The 14,418-nt window shown below is 71.8% G+C and carries 11 protein-coding genes; 6 read left to right on the top strand and 5 right to left on the bottom strand.

The window, feature by feature from the left end; all coding sequences use genetic code 11:
• Positions 1-319 precede the first annotated feature (319 nt).
• Complete coding sequence (locus OM076_RS19885; RefSeq protein WP_270041802.1) at positions 320-2,617, bottom strand: xanthine dehydrogenase family protein molybdopterin-binding subunit; 2,298 nt, start codon at positions 2,615-2,617, stop codon at positions 320-322.
• Positions 2,618-2,650: 33 nt separating this feature from the next.
• On the bottom strand, positions 2,651-3,172 hold the full coding sequence (locus tag OM076_RS19880; protein ID WP_270041801.1) for a GNAT family N-acetyltransferase: 522 nt from the start codon (positions 3,170-3,172) through the stop codon (positions 2,651-2,653).
• A 20-nt stretch (positions 3,173-3,192) separates the two neighbouring features.
• On the opposite strand from OM076_RS19880, the gene OM076_RS19875 reads away from it, so the two are divergent.
• The 4 genes from OM076_RS19875 to OM076_RS19860 are packed head-to-tail and all read left to right on the top strand — an operon-like array spanning position 3,193 to position 8,484.
• Entirely contained in the window at positions 3,193-4,224 is a 1,032-nt protein-coding gene (locus OM076_RS19875; protein ID WP_270041800.1) for an alpha/beta fold hydrolase, read from the top strand.
• A gap of 27 nt (positions 4,225-4,251) precedes the next feature.
• Positions 4,252-5,436, top strand: a complete 1,185-nt coding sequence (locus OM076_RS19870) for an alpha/beta fold hydrolase (RefSeq protein WP_272598219.1) — start codon at positions 4,252-4,254, stop codon at positions 5,434-5,436.
• Positions 5,417-6,109 carry a hypothetical protein gene (locus OM076_RS19865; protein WP_270041798.1) on the top strand — a complete coding sequence of 231 codons (693 nt, stop codon included), beginning with the start codon at positions 5,417-5,419 and terminating at the stop codon, positions 6,107-6,109. Before OM076_RS19870 ends, OM076_RS19865 begins: the two co-directional genes overlap by 20 nt.
• Positions 6,110-6,159: 50 nt before the next feature.
• Positions 6,160-8,484, top strand: coding sequence for a bifunctional diguanylate cyclase/phosphodiesterase (locus OM076_RS19860; protein ID WP_270041797.1), 2,325 nt, complete (start codon positions 6,160-6,162; stop codon positions 8,482-8,484).
• Between the two features lie 3 nt (positions 8,485-8,487).
• Here OM076_RS19860 and glpK read toward each other — a convergent pair whose 3' ends face one another.
• Positions 8,488-9,975 (bottom strand): glycerol kinase GlpK, encoded by a 1,488-nt coding sequence (glpK, locus tag OM076_RS19855; protein WP_270041796.1) that lies wholly within the window; start codon positions 9,973-9,975, stop codon positions 8,488-8,490.
• Positions 9,976-9,999: 24 nt separating this feature from the next.
• Here glpK and OM076_RS19850 point away from each other — a divergent pair, with 24 nt between their 5' ends.
• Entirely contained in the window at positions 10,000-11,697 is a 1,698-nt protein-coding gene (locus OM076_RS19850; RefSeq protein ID WP_270041795.1) for a glycerol-3-phosphate dehydrogenase/oxidase, read from the top strand.
• 58 nt (positions 11,698-11,755) lie between these two features.
• A complete protein-coding gene (locus OM076_RS19845; protein WP_270041794.1) occupies positions 11,756-13,549 on the top strand; it encodes a calcium-binding protein in 1,794 nt (597 codons plus the stop codon).
• Here OM076_RS19845 and OM076_RS19840 read toward each other — a convergent pair.
• Complete coding sequence (locus tag OM076_RS19840; RefSeq protein WP_270041793.1) at positions 13,546-13,983, bottom strand: FHA domain-containing protein; 438 nt, start codon at positions 13,981-13,983, stop codon at positions 13,546-13,548. The two genes, OM076_RS19845 and OM076_RS19840, sit on opposite strands and share 4 nt — an antisense overlap.
• On the bottom strand, positions 13,923-14,381 hold the full coding sequence (locus tag OM076_RS19835) for a rhodanese-like domain-containing protein (RefSeq protein ID WP_270041792.1): 459 nt from the start codon (positions 14,379-14,381) through the stop codon (positions 13,923-13,925). The genes OM076_RS19840 and OM076_RS19835 overlap by 61 nt, the downstream gene beginning before the upstream one ends.
• Positions 14,382-14,418: the final 37 nt, after the last annotated feature.

Below are 14,418 nucleotides of genomic sequence, written 5' to 3'. Positions count from 1 at the left end.
TGCCGCGGTCTGCGAGGGGGTGGGGTCAAAAAACGTCCTGACAGGAAGCTTTTTGACCCCACCCCCATCAACGCGCCAACTCGACCAGTGCGAACCTGATCGAAACCCACGATTCAGCCCTCAAACGCGCACGGTCGACCATGGCGCCGGGAGACGGGCGCTCGACGCACACTTTCTGTCTCCGTAGCCCGTAACCGTCGGTATCCCAGCACGGCACTTCGAGCCAACAGAGCCGAGCCGAGCAGCGGACTCACGGCAGCCAGGAACGGAGGGCGCACCACTCCCCCTCCCCCACCCGGCGCAGTTGACTTTCAGGCACCTAGCCGCGAGAAGCGCTGATCGCCTGCCACACCCGCTGCGGCGTCGCCGGCATGTCGATGTTGCGCACGCCGAACGGCGCCAGAGCGTCGACGACGGCGTTCCAGACGGCCGGCGTCGAGCCGATCGCGCCCGACTCGCCGATCCCCTTCGCCCCGAGCGGGTTGCGCGGCGACGGCGTCTGCGTGCGCTCGGTCTCGAACGACGGCAGGTCACCCGCCGACGGGATCGCGTAGGAGGCGAGCGAGCCGGTGACGTTGTTGCCGTCCTCGTCGAAGGCGATCTCCTCGAACAGCGCCTGGGCGACGCCCTGCGCGATGCCGCCGTGCACCTGCCCCTCGACCAGCTTGTCGTTGTGCACGCGGCCGGAGTCGTCGACCGTGATGTGCCGGATCAGGTTCGTGAGGCCGGTCTCGGTGTCGACCTCGACGACGGCCAGATGCGTCCCGAACGGGTAGGTCGCGTCGGGCGTCTCGAAGTCGTTCTCCGAGGCGAGGCCGCCCTCGAAGCCCTCCGGTGCGCGCGCGGGATCGTTGGCTGCCGCGGCGAGCTGCGCCCACGGGATCGCCGAGGCGGGTGAGCCGGCGACGCCCAGGCCCTGGCCCGGGACGACCTCGATGTCGCCCGCGTCGGCCTCGAGCAGGTGCGCGGCGAGGCGGCGCGCCTTCTCGAGCACCTCGTCGGTCGCGTTCTGGACGGCGCTGCCGCCCACCTGCAGCGAGCGCGAGCCCATCGTGCCCATGCCGCGCTTGACCAGCTTGGTGTCGGACTGGATGACCTTGACGTCGCGCACCGGGATGCCGAGCGTGCCGGTGACGAGCTGCGCGTACGCGGTCTCATGGCCCTGGCCGTGCGAGGACGTGCCCGCGGTCACGACGACCGTGCCGTCCTCGAGCACCTCGCAGGTGCCGAGCTCTGAGCCGAACCCGGTCCACTCCACGTAGGAGCAGAGCCCAAGCCCCAATTGGACGACGTCGCCGCGGTCGCGACGCGCCTTCTGGTCGGCCCGCAGCGCCTCGTAGCCCGCGTTGGTCAGGCACTTCTCCAGCGCCGCGTGGTAGGCGCCCGAGTCGTAGTTGGCGCCGGTCACCGTCTGGTGCGGGAACTCGCCGTCCGGGATGAAGTTCTTGCGGCGGACGTCGGCCGGGTCCATCCCGAGCTCGGCGGCGAACATGTCCACCGCCCGCTCCACCAGCGCGGTCGCCTCCGGCCGCCCCGCCCCGCGGTAGGCGCCGATCGGCGTCGTGTTGGTCACCACCGCGTCGAAGTGGAAGTCGACCTTGGGGATCGTGTAGACGCCGCTGGACATCAGCCCCGTGAGCATCGGCATCAGCGCCGCGTCGGCCGGGTAGGCGCCGCAGTCGGCGATCACGCGGACCCGCAGCCCGGTGACCTTCCCGTCGCGGGTGCCGCCGATCTCGACGTCCTGGACCTGCGCGCGCCCGTGCTGCATCTCGAGCATGGTCTCCGAGCGCGTCTCGATGTAGCGGACGGCGCGACCCAGCTCACGCGCCAGCGCGACGACGACGATCTGCTCCGGATAGCACGCGATGCGGGCGCCGAAGCCGCCGCCGGTCGCGGTCGAGACGACGCGCAGCTTCTCCGCCTCGATCCCCGTCGCCTTGCTGATCGCGGCCTGGTAGGCGTGCGGGCCCTGGCTCGGCGTGAAGAGGATGAAGCCGCCGGTCTCGGGATCGGGCTTGGCCAGCGCGGCGCCCGGCTCCATCGGCACGGCGGCGATGCGCTGGTTGACGAAGCGGGCGCCGGTGCGGACCTCGGCGTCGGCCAGCGCGTCCTCGCCCGTCGGACCGGCGGCCGCGAGGTTGCCGCACTCGAACAGCTGCGGCGCGCCGGGCTCCAGCGCCTTGGTCATGTCGACGACGACGTCGAGGTCCTCGGTGTCGACGTAGACCAGTTCGGCGGCGTCGACGGCGTGCGCGCGCGTGTCGGCGACCACGACCGCGATCGGCTCGCCGATGAAGCGCACCTTGTCGGTCGCCAGGACGGGCCGGCGCATCTCCTCCGGCGTGTCGACCGGCGGGCCGGCGGTGGCGAACGGCTTCAGGTCCAGATCCGCCGCCGTGTAGACGCCGACCACGCCCGGCATCGCGAGCGCCTCGTCGGTCTCGATCCCGTTGATCGTCGCGTGGGCGGAGCCGGCGCGCACGAAGACCGCGTAGAGCGCACCGGGCTCCCGCAGGTCGTCGGTGTACGGGCGTGTGCCGCGCAGGAACGGCGGGTCCTCGACCCGCCGGATCGCAGCCCCGTGGCCTTCGCCCGTTCCGTTCGTTGCCGTCATCCGTCCTCCATTGGGTTCGACGCAGCGCGAACGTTAACGCCGCCGCGAACGCCACGCCTCCGACCGCAGTGCCCAGCGCTCATGATCGCGCCACGCGCCGTCGATCTTCAGGTACCCGGGAGAGAAGCCCTCCAGCTGGAACCCGGCGCGCCGGACGAGCGCGAGCGACCCCACGTTGCCGGGCTGGATGTTGGCCTCGAGGCGGTGCAGGTCGAGCGTCACGAAGGCCTCGTGCAGCACGAGTCCGAGCGCCTCGGACATGTAGCCCTGCCGGCGGTGGGCGGCGACGCCGCCGTAGCTGAGGTTGGCGCCCTGCAGCGCGCCGCGCACGATGTCTGAGACGTTGAACCAGCCGACGAGCGCGCCGTCCTCGACCCGCCGGGCGAGGAAGCCGTACTTGCGGTCTCCGGCGAGCCGCTCGAGGTAGTCGCGATAGGCCTCCGGCGTGGTGGGTGGGAACAGCCACGGCCGGTGCACGTCGGCGCTGGCCGCCATCGCGGCGATGAAGTCGGACTCGTCGTCCGGTCCCGGGGTCGTCAACTCCACACGTGGCATGCCGCAGATAGTCTCGCGCGATGCGCTCTCACCGCGTCGCCACGGACCGGCTCGAACTCGCGCTCGTCGAGTCCGGGCCTGAGGACGGCATCCCGGTCGTCCTGCTCCACGGCAACCTCTCGACCGGGCGGTTCTACGAGCACCTCTTCGACGACGCGCCGGCGCGCTTCCGGCTGCTGGCGCCGGATATGCGCGGGTTCGGGGACACCGAGCGGGTGCCGATCGACGCGACCCGCGGCCTCGGCGATTGGGCCGACGACACCTTCGCGCTGCTGGCCGCGCTGGGCATCGATGCCCCGCCCCACCTCGTCGGCTGGTCGACCGGCGGCGCCGCGATCGCCGCCTTCGCGCTCGAGCACCCGGTCGCGAGCCTGACCTTCATCGACCCCGTCGGCCCGTACGGGTACGGCGCGACGAAGCTCGACGGCACACCCCACTTCGACGACTTCGCCGGCTCCGGCGGCGGCACCGGCAACGCCGAGTTCACCGCGCGGCTCGCGGCCGGTGACCGCTCCGAGGACGGCGACACCGCCCCGCGCAACGTCATGAACAGCTCCTACTGGCGCGTGGGGCATCGCGAGCCGCCGGAGCGCGAGGAGCTGCTGCTGGGCGAGATCCTCAAGTCGGTCACGGGCGACGACGGCTACCCCGGCGACTCGACGACGTCGCCCAACTGGCCCGGCGTCGCACCCGGCACGCGCGGCATCCTCAACGCGCTCTCCCCCAAGTACTGCCACTGGGCGGAGATCGTCGACCTCGACCCCAAGCCGCCGATCCTGTGGACGCACGGGGCCGACGACATCGTCGTCGCCGACGGCTCGCCGTGGGAGATGGGGAGGCTCGGCCAGCTCGGCGAGATTCCCGCCTGGCCAGGCGCCGACGTGTTCCCCGCACAGCCGATGGTGGCGCAGATCCGCACGGTGCTGGAGGCCTACGCGGCGACCGGCGGGCGAGTGCGGATGGAGCGGTTCGCCGGCTCCGGCCACTTCCCCCCGATCGATGCGCGCGAGCGCTGGAGTGCGTTGTTCTTCGAGTTCCTGGAGTCCGTCTAAGTGTCCTATTCGCTGCCCGGGCTCGTGATGACCGATCACGAGCTGCAGGTCCCGCTCGACCACGCCAACCCGGATGGCGAGCAGATCAAGGTCTTCGCGCGCGAGATCGCCGAGCCGGACGGCCGCGACAAGCCGTTCCTCGTCTTCTTCCAGGGCGGGCCGGGGTTCGAGGCGTTCCGCCCGGTCGGCAACCCGCGCGGGCCCGGCTACCTGGACCGCGCGCTGCAGGAGTTTCGCGTCCTGGCGCTCGACCAGCGCGGGACGGGCCGCTCGACGCCGGTCGACGGGACCGAGAGCGCCGACTACCTGAAGCATTTCCGGGCCGACTCGATCGTGCGCGACGCCGAGCTGCTGCGCGAGCAGCTCAGCGTGAAGCGCTGGAGCATCCTCGGGCAGAGCTTCGGCGGCTTCTGCGCGTTCGCGTATCTGTCGCTCGCCCCCGATTCGCTGCGCGAGGCGCTGGTCACCGGCGGCACGCCGCCGATCGGGCGGCCGGTCGACGACGTCTACAGCGCGACGTGGGCACGGATGGCCGAGCGCAACCGTCGCTACTACGCGCGCTTCCCGCAGGACCGGGCGAGGATGCTGGACATCGTGGCGCGACTCGACGCCGACGTGGTGCGGCTGCCGGGCCTCGACCGGCTGACCTCGCGCCGCTTCCGCACCCACGGCAACAAGCTCGGGATGAGCGACGGCGCGGAGGCGCTGCACTACATCCTCGAGCTGCCGTTCGGCTCGCCCGCGTTCCTGCATGACGCGAGCGACGAGCTCGGCATCGCCCGCAACCCGATCTACGCGATCCTGCACGAGGCCTGTTACGCGGACGGCACCGTCACGAATTGGTCCGCGGCACGCACGCGCCCGGCGGAGTTCGACGAGCACCCGGAGTGGTTCACCGGCGAGCACATCCTCCCGTGGCTGTTCGACGACTACGGGGCGCTCTCCACCGCCCGCGAGGTGGCGCACGAGCTCGCGATGGTGGAGTGGCCGCGGCTCTACGACGAGGACGTGCTGCGCGCGAACACCGTGCCGATCGCCGCCGCGATCTACACCGAGGACCCCTACGTCGAGCGGCGCTTCTCCGAGGAGACCGCCGCGCTCGTCCCAGGAATGCACGCCTGGGTGACCAGCGAATACGACCACAACGGGCTGCGCGCCGACGGCGAGCGGATCCTCTCGAGGCTGATCGACCTTGTCCGCGGACGCGCTTAGCGCGGAGGGGCTGCGCGACCGGCTCGCGCAGATCGAGGAGGAGCACGCGACCCTGCGTTCGGAGCTGGCCGCGTTCCAGTCGGACTACCTGCGCCTGGTGGGCGTGGTCGACATGCAGGTGCAGGAGCTCGAGGCGAAGTACCTCGCGATCGTCGCCGCACGCTCGGGGTTGCTGGACGACCAGACCGCGGCGGCGGCCGCCGAGCAGCGCTTCCGTGAGACGACCACCGCGATGAGCGCCGTCCCCGCACCCGCCGGTCCGCCCCCTTCGGAGGACCTCAAGACGCTGTTCCGGGACGCGGCCAAGCGCATGCACCCGGATCTCGTGACCGACGACTCGGGCCGCGAGCACGCCGAGGCCTTCATGAAGCGGCTCAACCAGTCCTACAAGAAGGGCGACGCGGAGGCGATCGGCAACCTCGTCCGCCAGTGGGAGACGTCCCCATACGCGTCGTTGATCCCGCCGATGGCGGGGCCGGCGCCCGCGCTGCAGGCCGCCGTCGCCGACGCCGAGCAACGGCTCGCCGGCGCCCGCGACTCCGACCTCGCCCGCCTGATGGAACAGGCGTTCGCGGCGAGCATGTCCGGTCGCGACCTGCTCGCCGAGCTGCGCCAGAACGCCGAAGCCGCGCTCGGGGCAGCCAGAGCGAAACTGGCACAAGTCGACACTTAGCCGATCAAGGCTGGTGGTAGGCGGGCCGATCACCCGGGACGGTGCAGAGCATGCGGCGTCAAGGATCGATTGTCGGCCCCCGGACCTGGATGTCCTGGCTCCTGCTCGCCGTCTTCGTCGCGCTCGCCTGCGTCTCCGCGATGCTGTGGCGCGCGCAGGCGCAGCGCCAGAACGACCAGGCGTTCGCCGCCCAGGCGGCCTCGGTGGGCGCGTCGGTGACCACCGCGGTCCGGCGGATGGACGACCTGACGCTGTCCGCGCGCACGATGCTCGCCAACGACCCGGGCCTGACCAACGAGGAGTTCGCGAGCTGGTACGCGTCGATGGGCGTGACCAAGCGCTTCCGCGGCGTGGCCGGGTTCGGCTACACGAAGATCGTCCGCCACCCGGCCTCGCCGGTGTACCCGCCGGGCAAGCGGCCGTATTACTGCCTGCCGATGATCGGCGTCTCCGGGCCCGGCATGGCCGAGACGCTCAACGACGCCGCGGTGCCCGGCTACGACCTCTGCCAGATCTCCAAGCTCCTCGTCGAGACGCGCGACACGGGCCAGTTCAGCGCCTACGTCACCAGCGCCGGGCACGGGCACGAGATGTTCGAGGTCGTCGCGCCCGTGTACCGCGGCGGCGGCGTGCCCACGACGATCCCGGAGCGCCGAGCGCGGGCTACCGGCTGGATCATCGGCCTGTTCGACTCCGAGCCGATCCTGAAGTCCGCCGTCGCCGGCCAGACCGGCGTGTCGGTGACGCTGGAGCGCGAGCACTCCTCCGCGCCCGAGACGCGCGTGCCGACCGGCGCGGGCGCCGCGTACCGGACGCTGTCCGAGACGCTCGGCAGCCCATCGATCGCCCGCTTCGGCGGGGACCCGATCGGCGCGTCGCTCACCCGCCGGATCACCGTCCAGGCCGACGGCCGCTGGACGGTGACCGTCTCGCGCGCCGCACCCAACGGCATCTCGTCCCCCGGCGTGCAGGCGGCGCTCGTGTTCGGCGTCTGGCTCGTGATGGGCCTGCTGGCGTTCGGGCTCGTCCAGGTCCTGGCCCGTGGGCGCGCCCGCGCCCTGCGGATGGTCGAGGAGAAGACCGGCCAGCTGCGCCACCAGGCGCTGCACGACGCGCTGACCGGGCTGCCCAACCGCGCGCTGATCATGGACCGCGCCGAGCAGATGCTCGCCCACGCCCGCCGCAACGGCACCGAGGCGTCGGCGATGTTCATGGACCTCGACGGCTTCAAGGGCGTCAACGACACCTTCGGCCATCCCGTCGGCGACGAGTTGCTGCGCACCGTCGCCGCCCGGATCGGCCAGGTCCTGCGCGAGACCGACACGATCGGGCGGCTCGGCGGCGACGAGTTCGTGGTGCTGGTCGAGGGCGGGGCGGCGCAGATCGCCGAGCGCATCCTCGAGGTGCTGCGCGAGCCGTTCGACCTGGGAACCGGCAGTGAGATCTCCCTGACGACGTCGATCGGCATCGCCACCGGAGACCGCGAAGCGGCCAAGGACCTGCTGCGCGACGCCGACATCGCCCTCTACGAAGCCAAGGGCGCCGGGCGCAACCGCTACGCGGAGTTCCGCCACGAGATGCACATCGCGGCCCACGACCGCCTGGCGCTGGAGAACGACCTGCGCGGCGCGATCACCCGCGACGAGCTGTTCCTCGTCTACCAGCCGATCCTCGACCTCGACACGGGCCAGGTCACCGCGGTCGAGGCGCTGTTGCGCTGGCAGCACTCGACCCGCGGGCTCGTCCCGCCGACCGAGTTCATCGCGCTCGCCGAGGAGAGCGGGCTGATCGTGGACATCGGCGCGTGGGTGCTTTCGACGGCGTGCCGGCAGGCCGCGGCGTGGGTGGCCAACGGCACGCCGACGCGGATGTCGGTCAACGTGTCCGCGCGCCAGCTCGACGATCCGAGCCTGCTCGAGACCGTCTCGCGCGCGCTGCGCGACACCGGGCTCGACGGCGACCACCTGATCCTGGAGATCACCGAGACCGCGCTGATGCGCGACCCGGCGGCCGCGGCCGACCTGTTGCGCCGGCTCAGGACGCACGGCGTGCACGTGGCGATCGACGACTTCGGCACGGGCTACTCCTCCCTGGCCTACCTGCAGCAGCTGCCCGTCGACTCGTTGAAGATCGACCGCACGTTCATCGCCGCCTCGGCGCGCTCGCGCGAGTCCGATCCGCTGATCCAGACGCTCGTCCAGCTGGGGCGCTCGCTGGGGCTGCGCACCGTGGCGGAGGGGATCGAGGACGAGGCCCAGCTCGCCTACCTGCGCGAGCTCGGCTGCGACGCCGGTCAGGGCTACCTGTTCGCGCCGCCGCTCGAGGTGGCCGCGCTCGAGCGGGTCTTGGCCGACCAGGCCGCCGTCATCGCGTAGCGGCTAGTCCTGCCAGTCGAGCGACCGCTGCACCGCCTTCTTCCAGCGCGCGTACTCCTTCTCGCGCACGTCCTCGGCCATCTGCGGCTCCCAGCGCTTGTCCTCGGCCCAGCGCTCCTTGAGCTCGGCCTGGTCGGACCAGAACCCCGTCGCCAGACCGGCCGCATAGGCCGCGCCGAGCGCCGTCGTCTCGGTCACCGAGGGGCGGATGACGGGCACGCCGAGCACGTCGGCCTGGAACTGCATCAGCAGCTCGTTGGCGGTCATGCCGCCGTCGACGCGCAGCTCGCTGAACGGGACGTCGGCGACCTGGTTGGCGGCGTCGACGACCTCGCGTGACTGCCACGCGGCGGCCTCCAGCGCGGCGCGGGCGATGTGGCCGCGGTTGGCGTAGGCGGTGAGGCCGACGATCACGCCGCGGGCGTCGTCGCGCCAGTAGGGGGCGAACAGACCGCTGAAGGCCGGGACGAAGAAGACGCCGCCGTTGTCGTCGACCGTGCGCGCCAGGTCCTCGACCTCCGCGGCGGAGTCGATGATCTTCAGGCGGTCGCGCAGCCACTGGATCAGCGCCCCGGTGACCGCGATCGAGCCCTCGAGCACGTAGGTCGCCTTGCCGTCGCCGAGCTTGTAGCCGACCGTCGTCAGCAGCGAGTCGGTGTGCACGATCTCCTCGCCGGTGTTGACCAGCAGGAAGGACCCGGTGCCGTACGTGTTCTTCGCCTCGCCCGCCGCGAAGCAGGTCTGGCCGAAGAGCGCGGCCTGCTGGTCGCCGAGGATGCCGGCGACCGGCGTCCCGCCGATGGCGGTGCCCCTGACGTCGCCGTAGGCCTCGCTGGAGGAGCGGATCTCCGGCAGCATCGACTTCGGGATCCCCATCAGCTCCAGCGCCGGCTCGTGCCAGTCGAGCGTCTCGAGGTTCATCAGCAGCGTGCGCGAGGCGTTGGTGACGTCGGTGTAGTGCAGGCCGCCGTTGGTGCCGCCGGTGAGGTTCCACAGCACCCACGTGTCCATCGTCCCGAACGCCAGCTCGCCGTTGGCGGCCCGCTCCCGCGCGCCGTCGACGTTGTCGAGGATCCACTTGACCTTCGGCCCCGCGAAGTAGGTCGACAGCGGCAGGCCGGTGACGCGGCGCAGCTGGTCCACGTCGCCGAGCTCGCGCACGATCGCGTCGGTGCGCGTGTCCTGCCAGACGATCGCGTTGTAGACGGGCTCGCCGGTCTTGCGATCCCAGACGAGCGTCGTCTCGCGCTGATTGGTGATCCCGACCGCGCTGATGTCACCCGCCTCCAGCGGGGTGCTGGCCAGGACCCCGGCGATCACCTCGCGGGTGCGGATCCAGATCTCCTTGGCGTCGTGTTCGACCCACCCCGCCTTGGGGTTGATCTGCTCGTGCTCGCGCTGGTCGACCGCGACGATCTTGCCGTCGCGGTCGAAGACGATGAAGCGCGTACTGGTCGTGCCCTGGTCGATCGCTCCGATGTAGTCCGGCATACGTGACGCGTACGCTAGTGATCGATGCACGACGCCAGCCACCTCGGCCCTGAGCAGCGCCGGGCGTCGCTCGCCCGCCTCGGCGAGGACGTCTTCGACGTGGTCGTCATCGGCGGCGGCGCGGTCGGCAGCGGTTCGGCGCTGGATGCGGTGACGCGCGGGTTGAACGTCGCGCTGGTCGAAGCGCGCGACTTCGCGGCCGGGACCTCTTCGCGCTCGAGCAAGCTCGTGCACGGGGGGCTGCGGTACCTCGAGCAGCGCGACTTCGGGCTCGTGCGCGAAGCGCTGCGCGAGCGCGGGCTGCTGCTGAACGTGCTGGCGCCGCACCTCGTCACACCGGTGCCGTTCCTGCTGCCGCTCACCGAGCACTGGCAGCGCGCGTACATCGGCGCCGGGTTGGCGCTGTACGACACGCTCGGCGGCCACGGGGGCCTCCCCCGCCATCGGCACCTGACGCGCCGCGGCGCGCTGCGGATCGCCCCTGCGTTGAAGAAGGACGCGCTGGTGGGCGCGATCCAGTACTACGACGCCAAGGTCGACGACGCCCGCCACACGCTGACCGTGGCGCGCACCGCCGCCCACCTCGGCGCGGCCGTCGTCGCCAACGCGCGGGTCGTCGGCTTCCTGCGCGAGGGCGAGCGGGTGACCGGGGTGCGGGTGCGTGACGAGCTCTCGGGCGACGAGATCTCCGTCCGCGCGAGCGAGGTCGTCAACGCGACCGGCGTGTGGACCGACGACGTGCAGGACCTCGTGGGTGAGCGCGGCAAGTTCAAGGTGCGGGCGTCGAAGGGCGTCCACCTCGTCGTCCCGCGCGACCGCCTGCAGCTCGACACCGGCCTGATCCTGCGCACGGAGAAGTCCGTGCTGTTCGTGATCCCGTGGGGCCGGCACTGGATCGTCGGCACCACCGACACCGACTGGGAGCTCGACAAGGCGCACCCGGCGGCGTCCTCGACCGACATCGACTACGTGCTCGAGCACGTCAACGCGGTGCTGTCGCAGCCGCTGACGCGCGAGGACGTCGAGGGCGTCTACGCGGGGCTGCGGCCGCTGCTCACGGGCGAGTCGGAGTCGACCAGCCAGCTCTCGCGCGAGCACACCGTCGCCGTTCCGGTGCCCGGTCTGGTGGCCGTCGCGGGCGGCAAGTACACGACCTACCGGGTGATGGCGCGCGACGCGATCGACGCCGTCGCGCGGGGGTTGGACCGCTCGGTCCCGCCGTCGGCGACCCACGTCACGCCGCTGCTCGGCGCCGACGGGTTCCAGGCACTGTGGAACCGGCGCGAGCGGGTGGCGGCGGCCTCGGGCCTGCACGTCGCGCGGATCGAGCATCTCCTGCGCCGCTACGGGTCGCGGATCGACGAGCTGCTGGCGGACGTGGCGGCGCGGCCGGAGCTGGGCGAGCCGCTGCCGGCGGCGGAGGACTACCTCGCGGTCGAGATCCGCTACGCGGCGTCGCATGAGGGCGCGCTGCACCTCGACGACGTCCTGACGCGGCGCACACGGATCTCGATCGAGACGTGGGACCGCGGCCTGGAAGCCTCCGGGCCCGCGGCGCGGCTGATGGCCGAGGTGCTCGGCTGGGACGAGGCGACGACCGCGTCCGAGGTCGAGATCTACCGCGAGCGGGTGGCCGCGGAGCGCCGCTCGCAGGAGCAGCCCGACGACCTCGCCGCCGACCTCGTGCGCACCGCCGCCCCGGACGTGCTGACGCGCTGGTAGGGGGAAGGACGGGGGATTCCCCTCGATGACCCGAGGGCCGCCGAGCGTCCTGAGGGGCATGATCCGACCACTTCTCGGCGCGCTGGCCCTGCTGGCGTTCGCCGCCCCGGCCGCCTCCGCGGCCGACGCTGAGATCTTCGCCACCAACAACACGGCCGTCATCACCGACCCGGCCGATCCGCGCTTGAAGGACAACCTGAAGGACTTCGCGCGGCAGGTGGAGCGCATCGTCGCCGACGGCGGCGGCGACCCGCGCGGCTCGCAACTGCTCGACGGCGTCTTCTTCGACGGCGGCACGACGACGTTCGAGCGCTCGCGCGAGTTCGACGTCGACCACGTCAGCGAGAGCGAGCTGCACACGATCGCCGACACGATCCGCGCGCGCTTCGGCCAGCAGTCGGTGCTGACGTTCGACCAGCTCCCCGCGGGGTCGCGCGACGTGGACGCGGTGCAGCTCGACGTGCCGGGCGTGACCGCCACCGCGTTGCGGACCGGGCTGCTCAATGACGCCGAGGCGCGCGAGCGGCTGTTCGGCGGGTCGGTCACGCAGGACCAGCATCTGCTGCTCGTCGCCTCGCTGGAAGACGCCGACCTCGCTCGGAAGTTCGCGAAGGCGATCGGCGGCGACGTCAAGCGCGCCAAGACCAAGTACGGCAAGCGCGAGTTCGTCGAGGGGCCGCTGCCGGCGCGGGTCGAGCGCGGGACGCTGGTGATCTCCGGCACGGCGGACGACGACGCGCTGTCGCTCCTGCGCCGGCCCGGCCGCATCGAGGTCGGAGTCGGCGACGCGACCTTCGCGTTCGCCGCGCGTGACGTCGACCGCATCCGCGTCGACGGCGGCGACGGGACCTCCGACACGTTGTCCCTCGCCGACCACCGGCTCGACCTGCGCGCCGTGGGCGACCACGTCCGGGCCGGCGACGTCGACCTCGACGGCGTCGAGATCGTCACGGCCACGGCGGACGAGTTGAGCGTCGGCGATCTCTCGGCCACCGACGTCTTCCAGGTCAACGCCGACGCCGACCGCACGACCGCCTACGGCTCCGAAGGCGACGACCAGATCTCGTTCGGCAGCTTCGGACTGCTTGGGCCGACCTTCATCCAGCTCGTCAACCCGTCGCTCGACCGCTCTCTGACCGTGGACGGCCGCGGCGGCGACGACATCATCAGCGCCGCTTCGGCCGCGGTCGACCTCACGCTCGTGGGCGGCAGCGGCGACAACGTCCTGATCGGCGGGCCCGGCGACGACCATCTGATCGGCGGCGACGGCTTCGACGACGTCAGCGGCGGCAAAGGCGAGGACGTCGCGTTCCTGGGCGGTGACTTCGATCGCTTCACGTGGAAGCCCGGCGACGGCAGCGACGTCGTCGACGGCGGTGCAAGCCGCGACTCGCTCTCCATCCAGGGCACCAACGACGGCGAGGCCTACGCGCTGAACCCCGACGGCCGCGGGCTGCGGTTCACCGTCGGCGACACGGCGCTCGCGCTCGCCGGCATCGAAGAGGTCGACCCGGTCCTCGGTAGCGGCGAGGACACGTTCGCGATCGGCGACCTGTCACGCACCGGCGCGCAGCTCGTCGACATCAGCCTCGCATCGCTCCCGATCACCCCGCTCGGTGACTTCATCGCCGACCGCATCACGGTCGCCGGCACCGACAAGCCCGACGCGCTCAAGCTCGCCGGCAAGATCGTCGTCGGCGGCACCGCGACGCTGACCGGCCTCCCGTGGACGGTCAACGTCTCCCACGCCGAGTCCTTCGACACGCTCGCGATCGACGGCCGCGGCGGCAAGGACACGCTCGACACCTCGGCGTTCACCGCCGGCACCATCGGCGTCGAGTTCGCGGGCTAACGCACGCGCAGCTCCGTCTCGCCGAGTCGCAGCACGTCTCCGCGACGGAGGCGTGCACGGCGGACGGAGCGGCCGTTGAGCCACGTGCCGTTGCAGGAGTCGAGATCGCGGATCAGACACAGTCCCGCCCTGACCGCGATCTCGACGTGCGTGCGGGAGACGGTGTCGTCGGCTTCGAGCGCGAAGTCGCAGGACGAGGCGCGGCCGACGACCCAGCGGCCACGGTCGGCGAGCGGCCACTCGGTCTCCCCCACGACGAGGCTGCGCACCGGCGCGGCGGGGCGCCACCAGCGCTTCGGCAGGTCCCAGGTCGCGTCCTCGGCGTACCCGCCGCCGAGCACCCACTCGGTGCGCGCCTCGAGCGTCGCCGTGCTCAGATGGCCGGCGCCATAGGCGTCGCGGAGGAGCTGGAGCGCTCGCTCGGGAGGCTGCACCCGTGCATCGTCTCACCCGGAAGCACGACGAGGCCACTCTGGTCCTTGTTGTGACGGGCCGCGTCGTCGCCTTCGACGGGGTAGCCCTCGCGGACGTAGTACTCGAAGCCGCCGAGCATCTCCTTCACGTCGCGGCCGAGGTCGGCGATCTTCGCGGCCGCCTTCGTCGCCGCGTTGCAGCCGGGGCCCCAGCAGTAGACGACGATCGGGCCGTCCGGGAGCGTGTCGGCGGTGATCCCGCGGTGCGGCAGCGAGAGCGCTCCCGGCAGGTGGGCGGCGTCGTACGCGGCGCGGCTGCGGGCGTCGATCAGGGTGAAGTCGGCGGTGCCGTCCAACAGGGCGGAGCCGACGTCGTCGGCGTCGGTCTCGAACTCGAGGCGGCGGGCGAAGTAGTTCATGGCGTACAGGCTCGACGAGTTCCCGTCGTCTGACCAG

This window comes from Solirubrobacter ginsenosidimutans, assembly GCF_027587205.1.
Note: the sequence above shows the minus strand (reverse complement) of the source record. Positions and strands in the feature narration are given on the sequence as shown.